At 62.8% G+C, this 23,637-nt stretch carries 19 protein-coding genes; 1 reads left to right on the top strand and 18 read right to left on the bottom strand.

Annotated elements, in window-relative coordinates; all coding sequences use genetic code 11:
- Positions 1-173 precede the first annotated feature (173 nt).
- Complete coding sequence (locus tag B0E42_RS16450; protein ID WP_077506857.1) at positions 174-1,073, bottom strand: LysR family transcriptional regulator; 900 nt, start codon at positions 1,071-1,073, stop codon at positions 174-176.
- 221 nt (positions 1,074-1,294) lie between these two features.
- Between B0E42_RS16450 and B0E42_RS16455 the strand changes: the two genes are divergently transcribed.
- On the top strand, positions 1,295-2,470 hold the full coding sequence (locus B0E42_RS16455; protein ID WP_258691200.1) for an MFS transporter: 1,176 nt from the start codon (positions 1,295-1,297) through the stop codon (positions 2,468-2,470).
- 214 nt (positions 2,471-2,684) lie between these two features.
- Here the strand turns inward: B0E42_RS16455 and gspM are convergent, their stop codons facing one another.
- The 17 genes from gspM to B0E42_RS16545 all read right to left on the bottom strand — a co-directional run bounded on the left by gspM (position 2,685) and on the right by B0E42_RS16545 (position 23,637).
- Complete coding sequence (gene gspM / locus B0E42_RS16460; protein WP_077506858.1) at positions 2,685-3,140, bottom strand: type II secretion system protein GspM; 456 nt, start codon at positions 3,138-3,140, stop codon at positions 2,685-2,687.
- Complete coding sequence (gspL, locus tag B0E42_RS16465; protein ID WP_053177835.1) at positions 3,140-4,243, bottom strand: type II secretion system protein GspL; 1,104 nt, start codon at positions 4,241-4,243, stop codon at positions 3,140-3,142. Before gspL ends, gspM begins: the two co-directional genes overlap by 1 nt.
- Entirely contained in the window at positions 4,243-5,088 is an 846-nt protein-coding gene (locus B0E42_RS16470) for a type II secretion system protein GspK (protein WP_077506859.1), read from the bottom strand. Before B0E42_RS16470 ends, gspL begins: the two co-directional genes overlap by 1 nt.
- Positions 5,085-5,618 (bottom strand): type II secretion system protein GspJ, encoded by a 534-nt coding sequence (locus B0E42_RS16475; protein WP_077506860.1) that lies wholly within the window; start codon positions 5,616-5,618, stop codon positions 5,085-5,087. Before B0E42_RS16475 ends, B0E42_RS16470 begins: the two co-directional genes overlap by 4 nt.
- Complete coding sequence (gspI, locus tag B0E42_RS16480; RefSeq protein ID WP_077506861.1) at positions 5,611-5,997, bottom strand: type II secretion system minor pseudopilin GspI; 387 nt, start codon at positions 5,995-5,997, stop codon at positions 5,611-5,613. The genes B0E42_RS16475 and gspI overlap by 8 nt, the downstream gene beginning before the upstream one ends.
- On the bottom strand, positions 5,990-6,457 hold the full coding sequence (gene gspH, locus B0E42_RS16485) for a type II secretion system minor pseudopilin GspH (protein WP_077506862.1): 468 nt from the start codon (positions 6,455-6,457) through the stop codon (positions 5,990-5,992). The genes gspI and gspH overlap by 8 nt, the downstream gene beginning before the upstream one ends.
- A 2-nt stretch (positions 6,458-6,459) precedes the next feature.
- Positions 6,460-6,915 carry a type II secretion system major pseudopilin GspG gene (gspG, locus tag B0E42_RS16490; RefSeq protein WP_053177831.1) on the bottom strand — a complete coding sequence of 152 codons (456 nt, stop codon included), beginning with the start codon at positions 6,913-6,915 and terminating at the stop codon, positions 6,460-6,462.
- 3 nt (positions 6,916-6,918) lie between these two features.
- Positions 6,919-8,127, bottom strand: coding sequence for a type II secretion system inner membrane protein GspF (gspF, locus tag B0E42_RS16495; protein WP_077506863.1), 1,209 nt, complete (start codon positions 8,125-8,127; stop codon positions 6,919-6,921).
- 4 nt (positions 8,128-8,131) lie between these two features.
- Positions 8,132-9,595, bottom strand: coding sequence for a type II secretion system ATPase GspE (gspE, locus tag B0E42_RS16500; RefSeq protein ID WP_077506864.1), 1,464 nt, complete (start codon positions 9,593-9,595; stop codon positions 8,132-8,134).
- A complete protein-coding gene (gene gspD / locus B0E42_RS16505; protein ID WP_174599583.1) occupies positions 9,592-11,520 on the bottom strand; it encodes a type II secretion system secretin GspD in 1,929 nt (642 codons plus the stop codon). The genes gspE and gspD overlap by 4 nt, the downstream gene beginning before the upstream one ends.
- Before the next feature lie 8 nt (positions 11,521-11,528).
- Complete coding sequence (locus tag B0E42_RS16510; RefSeq protein ID WP_053177825.1) at positions 11,529-12,056, bottom strand: type II secretion system protein N; 528 nt, start codon at positions 12,054-12,056, stop codon at positions 11,529-11,531.
- The gene (locus tag B0E42_RS16515; RefSeq protein ID WP_018603486.1) at positions 12,053-12,595 is read right to left on the bottom strand and encodes a cytochrome b; all 543 of its coding nucleotides are present in this window, start codon (positions 12,593-12,595) and stop codon (positions 12,053-12,055) included. Before B0E42_RS16515 ends, B0E42_RS16510 begins: the two co-directional genes overlap by 4 nt.
- 67 nt (positions 12,596-12,662) lie before the next feature.
- Entirely contained in the window at positions 12,663-14,129 is a 1,467-nt protein-coding gene (gene gbpA / locus B0E42_RS16520; RefSeq protein WP_077506866.1) for an N-acetylglucosamine-binding protein GbpA, read from the bottom strand.
- Between the two features lie 340 nt (positions 14,130-14,469).
- On the bottom strand, positions 14,470-15,537 hold the full coding sequence (gene hemE / locus B0E42_RS16525; RefSeq protein ID WP_018603491.1) for a uroporphyrinogen decarboxylase: 1,068 nt from the start codon (positions 15,535-15,537) through the stop codon (positions 14,470-14,472).
- Between the two features lie 265 nt (positions 15,538-15,802).
- Entirely contained in the window at positions 15,803-17,221 is a 1,419-nt protein-coding gene (locus tag B0E42_RS16530; protein WP_003196992.1) for an FAD-dependent oxidoreductase, read from the bottom strand.
- Between the two features lie 33 nt (positions 17,222-17,254).
- Positions 17,255-21,703, bottom strand: coding sequence for a glutamate synthase large subunit (gene gltB / locus B0E42_RS16535; RefSeq protein ID WP_018603498.1), 4,449 nt, complete (start codon positions 21,701-21,703; stop codon positions 17,255-17,257).
- Between the two features lie 350 nt (positions 21,704-22,053).
- Complete coding sequence (locus B0E42_RS16545; RefSeq protein ID WP_077506867.1) at positions 22,054-23,637, bottom strand: AAA family ATPase; 1,584 nt, start codon at positions 23,635-23,637, stop codon at positions 22,054-22,056.

Here is a 23,637-nt window from a genome sequence, read left to right on the forward strand (position 1 = left end):
ATAGCGGTGGAGCAGCTTGCATCAGCGCTGGATGTGCCGCCGCCTCGCGAGCAAGCTTTGCTCCCACAGGTTTGCTGCTTAACTGACTGACCTTACCCCTTTGGGCGCCCTTCTTAATCGAGTCGGCTGGTCGCTTTTCATGCTGCCCTCCTTCTTCGGTGGTCCTGGGAAGCTCAGGCAACGCCTTGATCACCATCGGTCAACAACGCCACAAACGCCTTCGCCATCGGCGAACGCTGGTCCTTGCGCTGTACCAGCCACACCGCCGACACCGCCGCTGGATCGAGCAGCGGTCGATAGACCACCCCATCGATACGCATGCGCTGGTAAGACGCCGGTAATACCGAAACACCCAGCCCCGCCGCCACCAAGCCGATGATGGTCATGGCTTCGCCGGCTTCCTGGGCGAAGTGCGGGCTGAAGCCGGCGTCGCGAGCCAGGTTCAGGAGTTGGGCGTAGAGGCCGCTGCCGTAGCTGCGGGGGAAGAACACGAACGGCTCCAGGGCCAAGGCCGAGAGGAACAGGCCGTCTTCATTGCCTTGGGCCAGGGGGTGCTTGGCACTGAGCACGGCTACCAGCGGTTCGCGGCTGAGCTCGATTTCCGCCAGGGAGTCAGGCAACGGCAACGGTCGCATGATGCCCACCTCGATCTCTTCGTCCACCAGTGCGTCGGCCACTTGGGTACTGCTCATTTCCCGCAGGTTCAGGTGCACCGCCGGGAAGCGTTGCCGAAATGAAAAAATCGCCTGGGGGATGGTGGAATTGAACGGCGCCGAGGAGGTGAAGCCGATCTTCAGTTCGCCCAATTCCCCCAGTTGGGCGCGGCGGGCGACGTCGGCGGCTTTGTCGACCTGGACCAATACCCGTCGCGCTTCTTCAAGGAACAACCGTCCGGCCTCGCTCAATTCGACCCGACGATTAGTGCGCTCGAACAGCCGCGCGCCAATCTCCTGCTCCAGCGCCTGGATCTGCTGGCTCAAGGGCGGCTGGGAGATGCCCAGGGCCAGCGCGGCACGGCCGAAATGCAGTTCTTCGGCAACGGCGATGAAGTAACGCAGGTGACGCAATTCCATGGGCAATCCAATAGGTCGCAAAACGTCTTAAACAGGTCGAACAATATATTGGATAGAAACATTAGCCGGCTATATGCTTTTTTCATTGCCTGCCTGATCGTGCCCTTGCGAGGTCCACCGTGAAAACTGCTGTCGCTCCACTGGCCCATGAAATCCCACCGCGTGTGCAGGATGATGTCGTCGCCGAACTCAAGGACATCTACATCGAGAAAGGCACGCCGATGTTCATGCGCACGGTGCTGGCGCTGTTCAGTGGTGGCTTTGCGACCTTTGCCCTGCTGTATTGCGTGCAACCGATGATGCCGCTGTTGTCCAAGGAATTTTCCATCAACGCGGCGCAGAGCAGCCTGATCCTGTCGGTGGCGACCGGCCTGCTCGCCATCGGCCTGTTGATCACCGGCCCGATTTCCGACCGCATCGGCCGCAAACCGGTGATGGTCGCGGCGCTGTTCGCCGCCTCGGTGTGCACGATTGCCAGCGCCATGATGCCGACCTGGCAGGGTGTATTGCTGCTGCGCGCCTTGGTGGGGCTGTCGTTGAGCGGGTTGGCAGCGGTCGCGATGACGTATTTGAGCGAGGAAATTCATCCCAAACACATCGGCCTGGCGATGGGGCTGTACATCGCCGGCAACGCTATCGGCGGCATGTGCGGACGCCTGATCACCGGGGTCTTGATCGATTTTGTCAGCTGGCACACCGCGATGCTGGTGATTGGCGGTCTGGCGCTGATCGCGGCGGCGGTGTTCTGGAGAATCCTGCCCGAGTCACGCAACTTCCGTCCCCGCTCGCTGCACCCGCGCAGTTTGTTGGACGGCTTTACCATGCACTTTCGCGACGCCGGGTTGCCGCTGCTGTTTCTCGAAGCCTTCGTGTTGATGGGCGCGTTTGTGACGCTGTTCAACTACATCGGCTACCGCCTGCTGGCCGAGCCTTATCACTTGGACCAGGCCTTTGTCGGGTTGCTGTCGGTGGTGTACCTGTCGGGCATCTACAGCTCGGCAAAAATCGGTGCACTGGCGGACAGACTCGGCCGGCGCAAAATGCTCTGGGCAACCATTGCGCTGATGCTGGCCGGCCTCGCGTTGACCATGGCCACGCCGCTGTGGCTGGTCGTGCTGGGCATGCTGGTGTTCACCTTCGGTTTCTTCGGCGCCCACTCGGTCGCCAGCAGCTGGATCGGCCGCCGCGCCCTCAAGGCCAAGGGCCAGGCTTCGTCACTTTATCTGTTCAGCTATTACGCCGGATCCAGCGTTGCGGGTACGGCCGGCGGCGTGGCCTGGCACCTGGGCGGGTGGAATGGTGTCGGCTTGTTCATCGGTGGCTTGCTGGTGGTCGCATTGTGGGTGGCGGTGAAGCTGGCGAAATTGCCGTTGCTGCCGGGGAATGTGCAGGTTTAGCCATAGCGACTTCACGTCCCAAAAACCAGGGGCAAACAGACACTTTGTGGCGAGGGGATTTATCCCCGCTGGGTGGCGCAGCCGCCCCAAAAACCCGACACCGCTGCGCAACAGATGAACCCTGCAAAGCGGTTTACGACTGCTGCGCAGCCGAGCGGGGATAAATCCCCTCGCCACAAGAGCCCATACTCCTGGTCAAAATTGTTGCGGTCGGTCATTGACGCCACACCACCCGCGCACCCAGCACACCATTCTCAGCTTCCAGAGTCAGCGATTGCAGCACCGCCCCCTCCCGCTCTTGTTGATCCAGCCAACGAAGCAACGAATTGGCCTCGCCACTGACGGCGAGTCGCAACGAATCGCCGTCGACCTCCATTTCCGCTATGTCCAAGCCCGCCGCTGTCGCATCCTCGTTGACGCGCACCGACAAGGGCCGCGTGGCAGCAGTCGCATCCCGGGTGGGTTCGGCGCGCTGGATCCGGGCCATCAGTTCGGCCTGTTGGCGATGCTGTCGTTCGGCAACCTCCAGCCGTTGCCGGGTCGGTTGCCAGATCGAGGTGTAGGCCACAGCCACCAGCACCAGCCCGGCAAGTCCCAGCAACAGTCCTTGCTCACGGCGCGATGTTCTCTCCCAGGCCTGTTTCAAAGCCAGCCATCCCTTGACGTTCATCAACGGTTCTCCAGCGTGAGAATGGCCTGCACGCGATTGTTCTGTTTGCTCGCGCTGCCCAGGGTGACGGGCAATCCGTTCTGCTGCCCGCGTTCACGCAGTTGCTCAAGTTCGACGAAGCTGTTGGCCGTCAGTTGGATCTTCCAACCCTCGCCTTCACGAAAATCGATGCGCTGCACCTCGACGCTGCTGGCGCCAATGACCTGCTCGGTCAGACGCGCCAGACGCGCGACCTGGGTGTCCTGACTTTGTCCACGACGACTCTGCAATGCCTGGAACTGCGCCGCCAGGTCGACGATCCGCGCCTGCCCGGGATACAACGACCTGAAGCGCTGTTCGCTTTGGGCATAGAGAAGCCGAGTTTCGCTTTCAAGAAAACGTAGGCGGGTTTCACTGAAGGCCCAGGTGAGCACCAACGCGCCCAGCACAGCCGCCGAAGCGCCGCGCCATGGCAGCGGTTGGCGGCGCCGACGAAACTCGCCCTGCAACAGGTCGATGGGCTGTCCGCCAGCGCTCAACAACCACTCATCGATGCCCTGGCGATCACGTTCCTCGTCCAGCCAGTGGATGTCTTCAGGCAGGCCAGGCTTGAGCGTCGCCAAGCCTCGGGCCGACAACGACAGCCGCGCCGACAGTCCTGCGCCCAAGAGCCAACGCCCGAACCAGCGCACGCCAAACGCCCGCTCATCGGCAAGCAGATCGGCATCGACATGCACCGCACGCACCTCAATGCCTTGTGCCGTCAGCAACGCCAGCAGCGCCCGGAACCGGGTCCGCTCCGTCACCATCAGCGGATAGCGGTGCTGACGGTCGCGCGGGCCGATGCTGATGTGCAGCGCCTCCAGGTTTTCACTCAGTTGCTCTTCGACGGCGAATGCCAGGGCCTGAGGCCGGGGCTGGCGTCGAGAGGGCCACGGATCGCTGCGCAACCAGCTGCACATTTCCATCGGCAACAGCACATCGACGAGCCGTCCGTTCAACTCGCCGGCCGCCTCATGCAGAGGCAGGCGACGACGCTCGCCGGTGGGCGACCACACGCAGCATGGCCAGTTGGCGCAAGGCGCGCCCAGGCCTTCGGCCGTCAGGTAAAGCCAGGTTTTCATCAGGGAAGCTCGCTGGTGCTCAAGGGTAGGAAACGACGCTGACGAACAGTCCAGCGCCCGCTAACGGAATCGCGCTCAACATCCGAGGCCAGGCGCAGACGGCTGCCGGCGTGGGTCACACTCACGGTGATCCGGAACCAGCGACTGCCCACCCCCAGACCGTGGCTGTTGAGGCCCAGCCCGGACAACACCGGGTCGTTGGTAAACGCCTGCACGCTGGCGTAGGGCGCGTGGCGCCGCTGGTTGACCAACGCGTTGGCCGGCCCGTCCTCCATGCCGTCCAGGGTCATCAGTAATTGCCACGGTGCGGTATTGATATTCAGCCGCGCGTCCTTGGGCAGCAGCACCACCCAAGGCTCCAGGCGCCGCAGTGTCTGGCCGTCGATGCCCGGCAACAGACGCAGTTGACTCAGCTCCTGCACCGGCCCGACCTGGGGCAACGACAGCGGCGGTAAATCCAGCAAGGCCAGCAAGCGAGTCCAGCGGCCGAGGGTGACCTGATCGATTTTCCCCAGGGCCAGCAGCGCGTTGAGATTCAGGCGTCCGGACAAATCCTCGATATCGATGTGGAGCTTGGCGTCTTCCATTTCGAAGACAGGCTCGAGCCGAGCCCAACCCTGGCTCAGGTCAACAGGCCCGGACGGCGTTATCCCACTGTTTTCCAACACCACCCGCGCCCAGTCTTCCCCTGCCAATCCCAATTGCCGCAACTGGACCTGCTGCAGTTGCTGCGCACTGCTGTGCAACAACAGGCGATGGCTGCGCAACAGGCCACCGACCAGCAGCAAGGCCAGGCTCAGCACCAGCAGCACGCTGATCAGCGCCACACCGCGTTGTCGGTTCATGGCAACGCCCCCGGCAACAGCAGCACCCGACGGACCTGTTCGAAACGCCCCACCGACACGATCAACTCCAACGCCAGCGGCGCGGTGTCACCCACGGTTTCGCTGTGCCAGCCCCGCTGCGGGTCGAACACACGCCAGCTCAGGCCGTGTACGTCGTCGAGCAGCTTCTGCTGCTGTACAAGGGACGTGCCTTCGCCGACACCGTCGCGCCACAACGCGGCACCCTCGAGCCGATAGCTCACCGTCTGCCGTTCGCTGCGTGGCTGGTCCAGTGGATTGCGCCAATGGCTGCGCTGCAGTTGCAAACGCCCCGGCGCGAGCACGACCGAGTCGGCAACCGCCTGCCACACATCCCGTTCGATCACGCCGACAGCACGCTGCAAGGCCCTGATGTCGCGCTCATGCTGACCGGTCCCCTGCTGGGTGCGCACAACGCCGTCGAACAGCCGCCAACTGGCCAGGCCGAGCAGGGCAAAAATGCCGATGGCGATGACCAGTTCCAACAAGGTGAAGCCCGACTGCTTATTCATCACGGCTGCGGATCCATCCGGTGGTGCGGTGCACGACCGTTGCGCTGTCGACACGGCTGACCTGAATCTCGACCTGCAGCAAGCGCCCATCACCGGCCGGGGCGACACGCTGTTGCAGGACCCAATCGCGGCGATCCAAGTGCCGGCTCAGTCGCTGTTGCCCGGGCGGCGTGACAGCTTGCAGGCGCAGTTCGCTCAGTTGATTGTCCGCCAGCCAGGCGCCGAACAGACGGTCCTCCAGGCCAGCGCTTTGCTTGAGCACGAACTGACTGGCCGAGAGCACGGCAGCCGCCAGCGTCGCGAAAATCGCCAGGGCGATCACGACTTCCAACAGCGTGAAGCCGCGGCAACCGGCAGCCGGCCTGCGAGGGTCAGTCATCGATCAGCGGCTCCGCCAATCCATCGCTCGACACCCGGGAAATCGTCTGCCCGGCGACTTTGATGAGCAGCCTGAAGGGGCTGATCTCGTCACTGCTGAGCATCAACAACTGCGGTGGACCTTGAACATCATCGAGCCTGAGGACATGACCGTCCTGCTCCAACCCGAGCGTCAGCCCCTCAGGCAATCGATGCAACGCCGACACCGCCGTCCAGCCCTGGGCTTCAAGGCGCAACGCCTGGTAACTAAGAGGCTGCACGCGCACACCGTATTCCTGCCCGTCCAGTACCGCCCGCTCGCGCAACTGCTGGACCACACGGACGAAATCTTGGGCTTGCTGCCGAGCCTCACGTGTCGGGCTCGACCCCGTGGCGAAGCTGACCATGCCCGCCAGTACCCCGATCAGCACGATGACAACCATCAGTTCCAGCAAGGTAAAGCCCCGACAATGACGCCCCATATTCACTCGACCCAATTGCCGATGTCAGCCGCCATGCCTTCGCCGCCCGACACGCCATCGGCGCCCAGCGAGTACAGGTCATAGCTGCCATCGACGGATTTGTGCCCCGGATTGAGGTACTGGTAGGGCGTGCCCCAAGGGTCGATCGGCAGGCTTTTCAGATAGCCCTGGGGGTTCCAGTTCCTGGCTGCTGGCGTACCGGACGGGCGTTTGCTCAGCGCCTCCAGGCCTTGTTGGGTCGACGGGTACTGGAAGTTGTCGAGGCGGTACATTTCCAGGGCCGTGGCGATCGCCTGGATATCGGTGCGGGCGGCCGTGACCTTGGCCTGGTCGGGTCGGCTCATGAACTGCGGCACCACAATGGCGCCCAGCACGCCAATGATGACCACCACCACCATGATTTCGATCAGGGTGAAGCCGCGTTGAGGGCGTGCAGGTCGCTTGCTTTGAAATTTCATCGGTCAATTCACCAATTGGTTGAGGCTCAGGATCGGTAGGAGGATGGCCATGACGATCAGCAGCACGACGCCGCCCATCACCACCAACATGGCCGGTTCGAACAGGCTCACCACCAGCGCGATACGCGCCGCGAGGCTGGCTTCCTGTTGTTCGGCGGCCCGGGCCAGCATGCTGTCGAGCTCGCCGGCCCGTTCGCCGCTGGCGATCATGTGCAACATCAGCGGCGGGATATCACCGCCCTGCTCTAGGCCACGAGTAAGCGTCCCGCCTTCGCGGACCGAACGGGCGACGTCGGCCATGCGGGCGCGAATCGTCAGGTTGCCGATCACCTGCGCGGCGATGTGCAAGGCATCCACTAGAGGCACGGCGCTTTTGCTCAGGATCGCCAGGGTGCTGGCGAATCGGGCCGCCTCCATCGCCCGCAGCACTTCGCTCAACACCGGCAGCCGCAGCAACACACGGTGCCAGCGCAGGCACCACGCCGGTTGGCGCAGGCTCCAACGCCACAGCCCGAGCAGCCCGGCCAGCGCACCGAGCAGCAGCAGGCCATAGCGGCGCAAGCCATCGCTCACGGCAATCAGCGCCTGGGTCAGCCAGGGCAACGGCTGGCCGCTGTCGATGAAAATCTTCACCACATCCGGCACCACGTAGCCCAACAGGAAACCAACAATCGCGACACAGGCCAGCATCAGGATCAGCGGGTACACCAACGCCAGTTGAATACGCTGGCGTGACGCCTGGCGCGCCTGGGTGTAGCTCGCCAGCTGCTCCAACACTTGCCCCAGGTGCCCGGATTGCTCGCCCGCCGCGACCGTGGCGCAGAACAGCTCGGGGAACGCCTGGGGAAAGGCCCTCAGGGCCGTCGCCAACGCATGGCCTTCCATCACCCGGCTGCGCACCGCCGCCAGCAGGTGGGCGACGCGGCGCTTCTGGCTCTGTTGCGCCACCGCTCCCAGGGACTCTTCGAGGGGCAGGCCGGCCTGGATCAAGGTGGACAGCTGCAATGTCAGCAACGCCAGATCTGCCGGGCTCAAACGCGCCCCGGCATGTCGCCCGCCCAAGGTTCGCGGTTCCTTGGCTTCAGCCAGTTCGCTGGGCAGCAAGCCGCGCTCGCGCAGCAACTGGCGAGCATGGCGCGGGCTGTCGGCTTCCACACGGCCCTTGCAGCGGCGGCCCTGGGCGTCTTCGGCCCGATAGTCGAAGGTCGGCACGGTGCTAATCCTCCTGGGTGATGCGCAGCAGTTCGTCGACGCTGGTCAGGCCTTCCAGCACCCTCTGCCGGCCGTCCTGAAACAGGCTGCGGGAGGTCTTGCGCGCCTCGGCGGCCAGCGCCTGCTCGGTGGCGCCCTGATGAATCAGTTGCGACAGGGCGGCGCTGACATTCACCAGTTCATAAATACCGAAGCGCCCGCGATAACCCTTCTGGCAGTGCTCGCAGCCCTGGGCCTTGAACAATCGGGGCGCGGCATCGGCGTCGAGGCCCAGACGCCGACTCGTAGCGGCGTCGGCCACATAAGGCGTCTTGCAGGACGGGCACAAGATGCGCAACAAGCGCTGGGCGACGATGCCGGCCAGGGACGACGCCAACAGATACGCATCCACGCCCATGTCCACCAGCCGCGTGACCGCGCCGACGGCGGTGTTGGTGTGCAGGGTAGAGAGCACCAGGTGCCCGGTCAGCGACGCCTGGACGGCGATCTCGGCGGTTTCGCGGTCGCGTATTTCGCCGACCATCACCACGTCCGGATCCTGGCGCAAAATGGCCCGCAAACCACGGGCGAAGGTCATGTCGACTTTCGGGTTGACCGGCATCTGGCCGATGCCCGGCAGGTGATATTCGATCGGGTCTTCGACGGTGAGGATGTTGCGGCTCTGGTCGTTGATGCTGCTCAGCGCCGCGTACAGGCTGGTGGTTTTCCCCGACCCCGTGGGTCCGGTGACCAACACGATGCCGTGGGGCTTGCCGAGCAACTGACGCAAACTCGCCAGGGTGTCGTCGGGCAGGCCCAGGCGCTGCAGCTCCAGGCGCCCGGCCTGCTTGTCGAGCAGGCGCAGCACCACGCGCTCGCCATGGGCCGAAGGCAGGGTCGAGACCCGCACATCGACTTCATGCCCGGCCAGGCGCAAGGCCATTCGACCGTCCTGGGGCACGCGTTTCTCGGCGATGTCCAGGCGCGCCATGACCTTGATCCGCGACACCAGCAGACTCGCCAGTTCCCGACGCGGACGGAGCATTTCCTGCAACTGACCGTCGATGCGCATGCGCACCGACAGGTACTGTTCGAACGTTTCCAGGTGCACATCCGACGCGTGTTCACGGACCGCCTCACTGAGCAGGGCGTTGATCAGCCGGATGATCGGCGCATCGCCCTGCTGCTCCAGCAGGTCGGTGGTCTGCGGCATCTGGTCGGCCAGGCTGAGCAGGTCCAGTTCCTCGTCCAGACCTTGGGCGACCTGTTCGGCGGCGCTCTGGCCCTGGCGATAGACGCTGGCCAGGCGCGCGGCGAACGGCGCCAGCTCCAGCACCAGGATAGGCAAATCCCGACCGCACAGACGTTGCACTTCGGCCACGGCGGTCAAGGGCGTATCGCGGCGCATGACCAAGCTCAAGGTCGGCCCCTCGCCTTCCAGCAACACCCCCAGGCGCCTGGCGAAACCAAAGGGCAACGGCTCGCTCACAGGTCACCGGAGCGCTGTGGGCGCGGGTCGGCCGACGGCGCTTGCGGGGAGGATTCGAACAACTGGCGAGCGTCCCGCGGCAGCAGCAGCGAATTGTTTTTCCGCGAGCCCGGCTTGCTCAGGTCCCGGAGCGCGTCATAACGCTGACGGCTCACCTCGGCGAGGTCTTCGTTGCTGCGCACGATGGTCGGGCGCAGGAATACCATCAGGTTGCTTTTGGTCTGGGTGTCGCGGTTCCAGCGAAACAGCGCGCCCAGGTACGGAATACTGCGCAGCAACGGCACACCGCTTTGCTGGGTGCGAACACTGTCGCGGATCAAGCCGCCGATCACGATGATCTCGCCATCGTCCGCCAGGATCGTGCTCTTCAAGGCCCGCTTGTTGGTGATCAGGTCCGAGGAGTCCACACCGGAGACCGACGGCGCGATGTCCGAGACTTCCTGCTCGACCTCAAGGCGCAAGGTCGAGCCTTCGTTGATGTACGGCTTGACCTTGAGGCTGATGCCGACGTCCTTGCGTTCGACGGTGGTGAACGGATTGTCCGCACCGTTACCGCTGGTGGCGTAGGAGCCGGTCTTGAACGGGACGTTCTGGCCCACGATGATTTCCGCTTCCTGATTATCCAGGGTCAGCAGGCTGGGTGTGGACAGCAGGTTGCTGTGGGTATTGCTCGCCAGCGCCGAGATCAGCGCACTGAAGCGGTCGCCGCCCAGCCGCAGGATCGCGCCTTCCGGTCCTTTATCCAGTTCGCTGAGGTTCAGGTTGCCGATGATCGGGATGTCGGTTCCCGGGAAGTTGATGAACCCGGTCGCGCTGCCTCTGTCGAGGCCCCACTGCACGCCCAAGGCTTCGGTAATGTCCCCGGAAACCTCCACGATGGCCGCGTGGATAAGCACCTGGGCCCGAGGTTGATCCAGTTCACGGACGATGTTTTCGATGATGCGGACCTGGGCCGGATCGGCGATCAACACCAGGGCATTCTGGCTTTCATCGGCCTTGATCATGAACGGGCGGGTGGCGGCAATGTCCCGCTGGCCGGCCAGGGTCGGCGTGGTTTTTTTATCCTGCCCGACGCCTTCCAGCACCTCGGCCAATTGCTTGGCATCGCTATGGCGCAGACGGATGACCCGGGCGTTGTCCAGGGAGACGACGGCAGGGACGTCGAGGGTCCGAGCCAGGTCGACCAAGCGCTGACGCACCACCGGTGCGCCGATGATCACCAGGCGATTGCTGCGGGCATCGGCGATCACCAGGCCCGCCATATCGCCCTCGCGCTTGCCACCGGAGGCTTCCATCAGCGGTGCGATATCGCCGGCCTGGGCATGCCGCAACCGCACCACCACATGATTGCGGTTGCGCCCTGAGTCCAACTGCCGAACCACGTCGGCAATGCGCTGGGCATTGGCAGCCGTATCGGTGACCACAAGCGCGTTGGACGATACCGAAGGGCCGACGTAACCATTGGCCGACACCAAGGGCCGAACCAGCCCGGCGACGTCGGCGGCAATGCTCGATTGCAGGTCGATGACCCGGGTGACGAACTGCGACGGCGTGGCGCTTTTCGCATCAGCGATTCCAGCGCGCGTCTTGGCCTCGCTGACCGGGGTGATCAGGATCCGCTCGCCCTCGTCGATCACAGTGAAGTTGTGTGCATCGAGTACCGAATAAAACAACCGACGCACGCCTTCGCGGTCCAGTGCCTGGCGGGACATCACCGTAATGCGCCCGGACACCCGCGGATCAAGCACCACGGTCTTGCCCAGGATCGCCGAAAACTCCTCGACCACGTCGCGCAGTTCCGCATTGTTCATCGCCAGTTGCCATTGGGTCTCCTCGGCCTGCAGCGAACCGGAGAACGCCACTGGGCAGGACACGGCCAGGCAGAACAGGACGCGCGAAACACCGCCCCGGATAAAGCTGTTCATGAATTCGATCACTCTGATTGCCCGGCCACCGGGCGTAGGTATTGCGAGGAATGCAGCGCCGCATGGCGCCCGTCTTCGAGCTCCAACCGGCGTAGCAAGGGCTTGACCGCGTGTTGCAGGGCCAACCGTTCTTCACGTCCGTTGCGCCACAACGTCACATGGCTGGCCTCGACCCGGCGCAGCACGCTGCCACCGGGCAAGCGCTCACCCACCTGATAAATGCGCGGGCCGGCAGCGTCCGCGAGCAATGCCCGGGACAAGCCTTGGTCGGCGACAAAACTGGCTTGCAACGTAATCGGTTCGGCGCTCGGGGCGTGGGCACCTTCAGGCGCCAGGCCAAGCACCGTGGCCACGGCCTGGACGTTGGGCAGGTCGCGGACAGGAGCCACCGGCGGGTTGGTCAGCACCGGTACATCACGGCCCAATACCTGGCGAAAGCGCCACTCTTGCCCGGCCAGGAAGATCCCGTACAGCAGCGGCAGGAGCACCAGCAGCAGCTTCGGCAGACGGCTGCCGACCCGAAAAGACAGGCTCACCGTTGTGCGCTCTGGATCGTGCCCGCGGGCTTGGCGAAGGACATTCGCCGCACCACCCGGCGTCCGGAAAACTCATGCCAGAGCACAGCGCACAGATGCAGCGCGACCAGCATCGCAAGCACCACGCAAGACAGGGTGTGGACGGTGTTGGCCAGTTCGATCAGTGCCGGATCGCCCAGTGGCTGGGGGATGTGAACAATGCCGAAGACACTGATGGCGCTTTTCATCATCAGCACACCAGTCACCAGCACGATGCCAATGACCAGGTAGATCAGCGTGTGTACCGCCAGGGCTAGCCACTGTGTAAATGAAGACGCGGTTCCACGGGCTTCCAGCGCGCCGAAAAACAGGCAGGCCCGCCACACGAAAAATGGAATGAACAGCGTGGTCAGCGACACATTGAGTGAGCCGATCCACTGTTCGGTCGAAGCTGACACCGGGTTGAACGCCACATAAAAACCGGACACCAACGCCCATAAGATAATGGCCGCCGACACCCAGTGCAGCAGCACCCGTCGCCTGGAGTAATTGATAGACATCACTGCGCGCTCGTATGAAGGCCCCAGGCAACCCGTGCGGATCGCCTGGGGCCATGCCTGTCAGGACTTACAGCTTGTCCCAGGCGCTCTGCCAGGACGCACCGACTCCCGGCTCGAAACCGTTCGACGTCGGGCTGTACTGCTTGCAGTAGCCGGACGCCGGGAACGGCTTGCACTCGAAGACTTCGTCAGTCTTGGGCTGCAGCACTTTCGTGCCGGCGGTGTAGTCGCTGAGGCCTTCAGGGAACACGAAGTCGTACTCGATGCCTGCGCCCTCGCCGGTCAAGGTGACCGCCTGGGTGTCCTGGCGATTGGTGCGCCCGTCTTCGGTGGTCCCCACCAGTGTCAGGGTGTGAGCGCCAGGCGCGCTGCGCACGTCCAGGTTCAGGCCGGTGCTGCCTTCACCCACGGTCTGACTAACGACACCGACCTGCTTGTTCTTCTCATCGAACAGCGTGGCTTCAAGGTTCATCCTGCGGTTCGTCTGCGCGGTGAAGGCCATGCTGACCCGACCTTTGTCGAGTACGTACTCTGGCTGCAGGGAAGAAATTTCCATGCTGGCGCCAGCGTCTTCCTTCATGTCCAGTTGCACTTCATAGCGCTTAACGCCACTTTCGTCCTGGGCGTACAGGCTGTTGGCGCCCTTGATCGGCGTGATGTTGCCGTCTTCGTCACGAATACCGGCACGAATCAGGGGGTGAGCGTTGTTGATGGCTTCGGCCAGTTTGAACGACCAGTTCTCAGGCTTGCCTTCCTCGGCGTTGTCGATGCTGATTTCTACGCTGTATTCGGCACTTTCGCCGGTCGCGGAGAACGCCCGGGCCTTGACCTTGTCACCCACCAGCAATGGGGTCGATGGCGCAATGCTGCCCACCGGCTGCCAGCCGCCCGGCAATGCGGCTTCGGCGAGAATGTTCACATCCGCCGGATCATAGAACGCATTGGCGGTGTCACCTACCGTCCAGACCGCCAGGATGACGTGATGACCCGTCTTGCTGTCGGGAATGACGCAGTTATGCGGGGCACCTGCTACCGGGAGTTGATTACCGCCATCCACCGTACAGAACGGCGTGCTGTCGAACGAGGCACGCTTGAGCGCTTCGTTGGGATTCCAACCGTCGCGAGTGATGAAGTATTCGTGCTTGGTCGCTGGGTGCGCCGCGGTGTAGTGCCATTTAAAGGCAATATTGCGGTCATTGATTTCAGTCAGGTGCCAGCGCGTGGCCGACTGGGCATCGAGGGCGGAAAACATGGCGTGGCCGCCGCTGGCGATTTTACCGTCAATGGGACCTTGCAGCGGGGCACCGCCCACTCCATTGGGGAAACCTTTAAAGGTTTCACCGGTACTTTGTGGCTCGTATTGCGCTTGCCCGCAATTCTTGTTTTCGCCTTTCTGGCACAGCAATGCACGCGAAGGTGGCACGTCGAGGTAACCATGGGCCAGTACACTTTGGGATGCCGCCATGGCCGACAACAGAACTAATGAGGACGCACACCCCGTTAATAGATTGCTCTTGTTGAAGTTATTCTTCATATAAGTTCCAGACTAGTCATCAAAATGAAAGACGGATCACCGTCCTCTTGAAAGGTGCGCAAGACCGCTCAGCGCACACCCTTGCAAGTGACCGGAACCTTATAGAAAGTCGAACACTCCCTATGTAGGAAAAATCTCTCAACATAGAAGGAATGATCTCTGAATCGATTTCCCCTACATAACTAGAGAAACATCTTACGAACAGAAATAACTCTCAACCAAAGACAAACAAACACACCCAAAAGAAGCCATTGGCTGCTTTAGGTCGGATCGTTAAACAAGCGCGCATAAAAAGCCTGTCCGGCGCAGGTCCGGACAGGCTGGGTGACAGGGACCGCGATCAGACGTGATATTGCGCCGACAATTCATGCACCGCCCGTAGGAAGGCGCCAGCGTGTTCGGGGTCGACTTCCGGGGTGATGCCATGGCCGAGGTTGAACACATGGCCGCTGCCACTGCCGTAGCTGGCCAGGATGCGCCCGACTTCAGCACGAATGGCTTCAGGCTTGGCGTAGAGCACGGTCGGGTCCATGTTGCCTTGCAGCGCGACCTTGTGACCGACGCGCTCACGAGCGTTGCCAATGTCGCAGGTCCAATCCAGGCCCAGGGCGTCGGCGCCGACATCGGCGATGCTTTCCAGCCACAGGCCGCCGTTCTTGGTGAACAGGATCACCGGGACTTTGCGACCCTCGTGCTCGCGGATCAGGCCGCTGACGATCTTGCGCATGTAGGCCAGGGAGAATTCCTGGTACGCCGCCGCCGACAGGTTGCCGCCCCAGGTGTCGAAGATCTGTACCGCTTGCGCACCGGCCAGGATCTGGCCGTTGAGGTAGGACGTGACCGACTGGGCCAGCTTGTCCAGCAACAGGTGCATGGCTTGCGGGTTGTCGTAGAGCATTGCCTTGGTCTTGCGGAAGTCCTTCGACGAGCCGCCTTCGACCATGTAGGTGGCCAGGGTCCATGGGCTGCCAGAGAAACCGATCAGCGGCACGCGACCATTGAGCTCGCGGCGAATGGTGCTGACCGCGTCCATGACGTAGCCCAGGTCTTTCTGCGGATCGGGAATCGGCAGGGCCTCGATGTCGGCCAGGGTACTGATGACTTTCTTGAAGCGCGGACCTTCGCCGGTCTCGAAGTACAGGCCTTGGCCCATGGCATCGGGAATGGTCAGGATGTCGGAGAACAGGATGGCCGCGTCCAGCTGCGGATACCGATCCAGCGGCTGCATCGTCACTTCGCAAGCGAACTGGGGGTTCATGCACAGGCTCATGAAGTCACCGGCCTTGGCGCGGCTGGCGCGATACTCCGGCAGGTAGCGACCGGCCTGGCGCATCATCCATACGGGGGTGACGTCCACGGGTTGCTTGAGCAGGGCGCGAAGGAAACGGTCGTTCTTCAGGGCAGTCATGTCGGCATCCGGAAAAAAAGTGCGGGCATTTTCTCAGAGCGCGACGCAAAAGGCACGGCAAGAGCCGTGCCTTTTATCTATCGGGGCAATTTGTCGCGGGGCAGCACAACTTTCGCAACCCCACAAAACACCTGTGGGAGCTTTTTTTGTGGGAGCAAGGCTTGCCCGCGATGAAAACACCGCGGTCTCTTGAGTACCGAGGCGCCTGGATCGCGAGCAAGCTTTGCTCCCACAAAGCTCACACACAGGGTTTGGTGTCGTTCGGTCAGACTTGCAGGTAATCCAGGATCCCTTCCGCCGCATTGCGGCCTTCGAAGATCGCCGTCACCACCAGGTCGGAACCGCGGACCATGTCGCCACCGGCGAAGATCTTCGGGTTGCTGGTCTGGTGCTTGTACTGGCCCTGCTCCGGCGCCACGACGCGGCCCTGGCTGTCAGTCTGGATGCTGAACTGCTCGAACCACGGCGCCGGGCTTGGACGGAAACCGAAGGCGATGACCACGGCGTCGGCCGGGATGATCTCTTCGGAACCGGGAATCGGCTCGGGGCTGCGGCGGCCACGGGCGTCCGGTTCGCCGAGACGGGTCTCGACCACTTTCACGCCTTCGACCTTGTCTTCACCGACAATGGCGATCGGCTGGCGGTTATAGAGGAACTTCACGCCTTCTTCCTTGGCGTTCTTCACCTCTTTGCGCGAGCCGGGCATGTTGGCTTCGTCACGACGGTAGGCACAGGTCACCGACTTGGCGCCCTGGCGAATCGACGTACGGTTGCAGTCCATCGCCGTGTCGCCACCGCCGAGCACCACGACCTTCTTGCCTTTCATGTCGACGAAATCTTCCGGCGACTTTTCAAAGCCCAGGTTGCGGTTGACGTTGGCGATCAGGAAGTCGAGTGCGTCGTAGACGCCTGGCAGATCCTCACCGGCAAAGCCGCCCTTCATGTAGGTGTAGGTGCCCATGCCCATGAATACCGCATCGTATTCTTCGAGCAGTTGCTCCATGGTCACGTCCTTGCCCACCTCGGTGTTCAGGCGGAACTCGATGCCCATGCCGGTGAAGACTTCGCGACGATTGCTCAGCACGGTCTTTTCCAGCTTGAACTCGGGGATGCCGAAGGTCAGCAGACCGCCGATTTCCGGGTTCTTGTCGAACACCACCGGGGTCACGCCACCACGCACCAGCACATCGGCACAGCCCAGGCCCGCCGGGCCGGCACCGATGATCGCCACGCGCTTGCCGGTCGGCTTGACCTTGGACATGTCCGGACGCCAGCCCATGGCGAACGCGGTGTCGGTGATGTACTTCTCCACCGAACCAATGGTCACCGCGCCAAAACCGTCGTTGAGGGTGCACGCACCTTCGCACAGGCGATCCTGCGGGCACACCCGGCCACAGACTTCCGGCAGGGTGTTGGTCTGGTGGGACAGCTCGGCGGCCTGGAGGATGTTGCCCTCGGCCACCAGTTTCAACCAGTTGGGAATGAAGTTGTGCACCGGGCACTTCCATTCGCAATACGGGTTACCACAACCCAGGCAGCGGTGGGCCTGGTCGGCCGACTGCTGGGGTTTGAAAGGCTCGTAGATTTCCACGAACTCTTTCTTGCGTTGACGCAACAGTTTCTTCTTCGGATCCTTGCGCCCGACATCGATGAACTGGAAGTCGTTATTCAGACGTTCAGCCATTGTTAAAACCTCATCAAACTCTTCAGGCGCATATCACTGCGGGTTGGCACGAGTGCTGGAAAGCAACGACTTCAGGTTGGCAGCCTTGGGCTTGACCAGCCAGAAACGGCGCAAGTAGTCATCGAGGTTCTCGGCGAGTTCACGACCCCACTCGCTGTCGGTTTCCGTGACGTACTCGTTCAGCACGTTTTGCAGGTGGCTGCGATAGGCTTCCATCGCCTCGCCGCTGATCCGCTGGATTTCCACCAGTTCGTGGTTGACCCGGTCAACGAAGGTGTTGTCCTGGTCGAGCACGTAGGCGAAACCGCCGGTCATGCCTGAGCCGAAGTTATAACCGGTCTTGCCCAGCACGCAGACAAAACCACCGGTCATGTACTCGCAGCAGTGATCGCCGGTGCCTTCCACCACAGTGTGGGCCCCGGAGTTACGCACGGCAAAACGCTCGCCTGCGGTGCCGGCGGCGAACAGCTTGCCGCCTGTGGCGCCGTAGAGGCAGGTGTTGCCGATGATGGCACTGTCCTGAGTCTTGTAGACGCTGCCCTTGGGCGGAACGATGACCAGCTTGCCGCCGGTCATGCCCTTGCCCACGTAGTCGTTGGCATCGCCTTCCAGGTACATGTTCAGGCCACCGGCGTTCCAGACGCCGAAGCTCTGGCCTGCGGTGCCCTTGAAGCGGAAGGTCACCGGCGCCTTGGCCATGCCCTGGTTGCCGTGCTTGCGCGCGATTTCGCCGGAGATCCGTGCGCCGATGGAACGGTCGCAGTTGCAGATATCCAGGTCGAACTCGGCACCGCTCAGGTCGTTGATCGCCGCAGCGGCCATGTCGACCATCTTCTCGGCCAGCTCACCCTTGTCGAATGGCGGGTTGCGATCAACCTGGCAGAACTGTGGCTTGTCTGCCGGAATGTAATCGCTGCCCAGCAATGGGGTCAGGTCCAGGTGATGCTGCTTGGCGGTCTGGCCTTCGATCACTTCCAGCAGATCGGTACGGCCGATCAGCTCTTCAAGCGAGCGCACGCCCAGCTTCGCCAGCCACTCACGGGTCTCTTCGGCCACGTAGGTGAAGAAGTTCACCACCATGTCGACGGTACCGATGTAGTGGTCCTTGCGCAGCTTGTCGTTCTGGGTCGCGACGCCGGTGGCGCAGTTGTTCAGGTGGCAGATGCGCAGGTATTTGCAGCCCAGGGCGATCATCGGCGCGGTGCCGAAGCCGAAGCTCTCGGCGCCGAGGATGGCGGCCTTGATCACGTCCAGGCCGGTTTTCAGGCCACCGTCGGTCTGCACCCGGACCTTGCCGCGCAAATCGTTGCCGCGCAGGGTCTGGTGGGTTTCAGCCAGGCCCAGTTCCCACGGTGCGCCAGCGTACTTGATCGAAGTCAGCGGCGATGCGCCGGTGCCGCCGTCGTAGCCGGAGATGGTGATCAGGTCGGCATAAGCCTTGGCCACGCCGGCCGCGATGGTGCCAACGCCGGCTTCCGCCACCAGTTTCACCGAGACCAGCGCCTTCGGGTTCACCTGCTTGAGGTCGAAGATCAGTTGCGACAAGTCTTCGATCGAGTAGATGTCGTGATGCGGCGGCGGCGAGATCAGGGTCACGCCGGGTACCGCGTAGCGCAGCTTGGCGATCAGGCCGTTGACCTTGCCGCCGGGCAGCTGGCCGCCTTCGCCGGGCTTGGCGCCCTGGGCAACCTTGATCTGCAGCACTTCAGCGTTGACCAGGTATTCCGGCGTCACACCGAAGCGGCCGGTCGCCACCTGCTTGATTTTCGAACTCTTGATGGTGCCGTAGCGCGCCGGGTCTTCGCCGCCTTCACCGGAGTTGGAACGCGCACCGAGGCGGTTCATGGCTTCGGCCAGGGCTTCGTGGGCTTCCGGGGACAAGGCGCCCAGGGAAATACCGGCCGAATCGAAGCGCTTGAGCACCGATTCCAGCGGCTCTATTTCACTGATGTCCAGCGGCGTGTCGAGGGTCTTGACCTTGAGCAGGTCGCGAATCATCGACACCGGACGGTTGTCCACCAACGAGGTGTATTCCTTGAACTTGCTGTAGTCGCCCTGCTGCACGGCAGCTTGCAAGGTGCTGACCACGTCCGGGTTGTAGGCGTGGTACTCGCCACCATGGACGAACTTCAACAGGCCGCCTTGCTGGATCGGCTTGCGCGGGCTCCAGGCTTCGGCCGCCAGGGCTTTCTGTTCGGCTTCGATGTCGACGAAACGCGCACCTTTGATGCGGCTCGGCACGCCACGGAAGCTCAGCTCGCAGACTTCTTCGGACAGGCCGATGGCCTCGAACAGTTGCGCGCCACGGTACGAGGCGATGGTCGAGATACCCATCTTCGACAGGATCTTGAGCAGGCCCTTGGTGATGCCCTTGCGGTAGTTCTTGAACACCTCATAGAGGTCGCCCAGCACTTCACCGGTACGGATCAGGTCGCCCAGCACTTCATAGGCCAGGAACGGATACACCGCCGAGGCACCGAAACCGATCAGCACCGCGAAGTGATGCGGATCGCGGGCGGTGGCGGTCTCTACCAGGATGTTGGAGTCGCAGCGCAGGCCTTTTTCGGTCAGGCGATGGTGCACCGCACCGGTGGCCAGCGAGGCATGGATCGGCAGCTTGCCCGGCGCGATATGACGGTCGCTGAGCACGATCTGGGTACGACCGGCGCGCGCGGCTTCTTCAGCCTGATCGGCAACGTTGCGGATCGCCGCTTCCAGGCCGACGCTTTCGTCGTAGTTCAGGTCGATGACCTGACGCGCAAAGCCCGGGCGGTCGAGGTTGGTCAACGAGCGCCACTTGGCCGGGGAAATGACCGGCGAGCTGAGGATCACCCGCGAGGCGTGTTCCGGCGACTCCTGGAAAATGTTGCGCTCGGCACCGAGGCAGATTTCCAGGGACATCACGATCGCTTCGCGCAGCGGGTCGATCGGTGGGTTGGTCACCTGGGCGAACTGCTGGCGGAAATAGTCGTACGGCGTACGCACGCGCTGCGACAGCACGGCCATCGGCGTGTCGTCACCCATGGAGCCGACCGCTTCGTAGCCCTGCTCGCCCAGCGGACGCAGCACCTGGTCACGCTCTTCGAACGTCACCTGGTACATCTTCATGTACTGCTTGAGCTGGTCGACATCATAGAAAGCCGAGCCATGGTCGTTGTCTTCCATGGTCGCCTGGATGCGCAGGGCATTCTTGCGCAGCCATTGCTTGTACGGATGACGGGACTTGAGGCGGTTGTCGATGGCGTCGGTGTCGAGGATCTGGCCGGTCTCGGTGTCCACGGCAAAGATCTGGCCCGGACCTACGCGGCCCTTGGCGATGACGTCTTCGGGCTGATAGTTCCAGACGCCGATTTCCGACGCCAGGGTGATGAACCCGTTGGTGGTGGTGACCCAGCGCGCCGGACGCAGACCGTTACGGTCCAGCAGGCACACAGCGTAGCGACCGTCGGTCATGACGATACCGGCCGGGCCGTCCCACGGCTCCATGTGCATGGAGTTGTATTCGTAGAAAGCGCGCAGGTCCGGGTCCATGGTCTCGACGTTCTGCCACGCCGGCGGCACGAGCATGCGCACGCCACGGAACAGGTCGATGCCACCGGTCACCATCAGTTCCAGCATGTTGTCCATGCTCGAGGAGTCCGAGCCCACGCGGTTGACCAGTGGGCCGAGCTCTTCGAGGTCCGGCATCAGGTCGTTGGCGAACTTGGTGCGACGGGCCACGGCCCAGTTGCGGTTGCCGGTGATGGTGTTGATCTCGCCGTTGTGGGCGAGGAAGCGGAATGGCTGGGCCAGCGGCCATTTCGGCAGGGTGTTGGTGGAGAAGCGCTGGTGGAACACGCAGATCGCGGTTTTCAGGCGCTCGTCGCTCAGGTCTGGATAGAAGGCGGTGAGGTCCGCCGGCATCATCAGGCCTTTGTAGATAATGGTCTTGTGGGAAAAGCTGCAGATGTAGTGATCGGTGTCGGCGGCATTGGCCACGGACGAACGACGACGGGAGCTGAACAGCTTGATCGACATGTCCTGGTCGCTCAAGCCTTCGCCGGCGATGAACACCTGTTCGATCTGCGGCAGGCGCTCAAGCGCCAGGCGGCCGAGGACACTGGTGTCGATCGGCACTTTGCGCCAGCCGACCAGTTGCAGGCCGGCAGCCAGGATTTCGCGATTCATGTTTTCGCGAGCCGCTTGCGCCTTCACCGGGTCCTGATTGAAGAACACCATGCCCACGGCGTACTGCTTGGGCAGGGTCACGCCAAACGTTTCCTGGGCTACGGCACGCAGGAACTCGTCGGGCTTTTGAATCAGCAAGCCACAACCGTCGCCGGTCTTGCCGTCGGCGTTGATCCCACCACGGTGGGTCATGCAGGTCAGGGCCTCAATGGCCGTTTGCAAAAGGGTGTGGCTGGGCTCGCCCTGCATATGAGCTATCAGGCCGAAACCGCAGTTATCCTTGAATTCATCTGGTTGGTACAGACCTGCTTTCATAGACACTTTCTCACCAGGCTGCCTCTAATCGAGGCAAATTTCTTTTCAATTCAACCAGTTGCATACCGCGCCGAACGTACGCCAGCTTTGCGGGGGCAAAAGGGAGGTCATTGTACACACCGACACAGAGGCTCACAAATTTGACGACGAACTGTCGCAAATCCATGTCGCATTTGTGAAAGGTTTAAAGCTATATGCTGTGCTAGTCAAAACTTTTTTGGGTTCGACCGCTACGACTCAAACGCTACTGTGACGCAGACACCACAAGGCGCGCGGCCTGAAAGGTCGCCCGCCCCTGCGGAAATTTTGAGGTTGCCGGGAGAGGCGGCCTGGGTAAGGCCGCCGAATCTTCAGCGAGTTGCTGCCAGTTCCTGTTGGACGCTGGCGACAGTGCGAGGCCAAGGTTTACCAGCCTGAACCTTCGCTGGCAAGGCCTTGATGGCGGAAACGGCTGCATCACGGTTGGCAAAGCTGCCGTAGGTGATGACATACAGCGGCTTGCCATTGAGGACTTTCTTGAAATAGCGGTACTCGCCGCCCTGCTCCTTGACGAAGCTCTGTGCCGCGGCTTCGGAGCTGGTGCCGAGGATCTGCACTACGTAGTTGCCCGGTGCCTGGCCAGCGTACCAGCTACCGCCCGCGGACTTGGCCGGAGCAGCAGGCTTGGCGGCAGGTGCTGGCGCCGCGGGCTTGGCGGCAGGCGCTGGAACCGGGGCTGGCTTGGCGGTGGCCACCTGGGTGGGCGCCGGGGTCGGCTTGGCGGCCGGAGCAGGCGTTGGCGTCGGTGCAGGACCCGCCGGCACGCCCACAGGCGGCGCGGTGGTGGTCACGGTCGGAGGCACGTCGCTGCTGTCGTCGATCGGTGGCGCCGCACCGTCGTCGCCTTCGGTGATGCCGCCTGCCGCTTCAGCCAGCGGGCCGCGCATGACCGGTTGCGACTGGCCGACCAGCGGCAGTGGCATCGGCTGGGTGTTGCCGGCGAATTCCACTGCCGGCGCACCACCGTTGGGTTGCGGCGTCCCTTGGCCGAGGGGCAGTTGCGCCTGTTCGTTGGCAGGGGCACCCGTGGTGGGTGCCTTGGTGCGACCCGGCATCAGCCAGGCGGCGGCAACCGCGACCACGACGACGGCGGAAATTGCCAATACGTGTTTCTTCGGCATGTTGAACCCCATACTTGGACGCTTCACCGCTGAGCGGCTAGCAATCATGACTTCGATCAGAGCATCGCGGGCGACCTGGTTGATGTTGCCAGGCCAACCGTCGGCGCTTTCGTGAATCTCAGAGATCTGATCGGCGGTAAAAAGTTCGATACCCCGGCCCGCCCCCTCAAGACGCTGGGCCAGGTATTCACGCGTTTCTTCCTCGGTATAGGGCGCCAGCTCGATGACGTGGAAGCGCTCTTCCTCAAGGCTCAATTGGTCCAGGTCGGCGATCAGCGACGACTCACCAAACAGGAACACATGAGGGCGCCCCTCCGGCGCACCGGCTGCCAGGGCCAGCAGGGCCTCAAGAGCCGACTCGTCGAGTTGCTCGGCATCGTCCACCAGCAGATAGACTTCCTGCCCGGTCAGCGCCAGTTGCACGATCTGATCGAGAATTGCACCGACTTCGGCCTGCGCGACGTTCAGCGCCTGGGCCACCTGACGCAATACACCGGCGGCATCGCCAGCGCCACGGGCCGACACCACCACGCTTTGCACGGACTGCTTGTTGGTGCTGGCCACCAGAGCCTGGCGCAGCAAGGTCTTGCCGCTGCCCTGGGGACCGGTGACCACCAGCAGCAACTGGCTGTAGCGCGCCAGGTGATGCAACTGGCCCAGTACTGGTTTGCGCTGGGCAGGGAAGAACTTGAAGCCCGGGACCCGCGGTGCGAAAGGGTCATGACTCAATTGGAAATGGCCGAGGAAAGCCTCGTCGGCATGCAAACTAGTCAT

Origin of the sequence: Pseudomonas sp. A25(2017) (assembly GCF_002001065.1) — a bacterium.
Taxonomy (GTDB): Bacteria; Pseudomonadota; Gammaproteobacteria; order Pseudomonadales; family Pseudomonadaceae; genus Aquipseudomonas; species Aquipseudomonas kilonensis.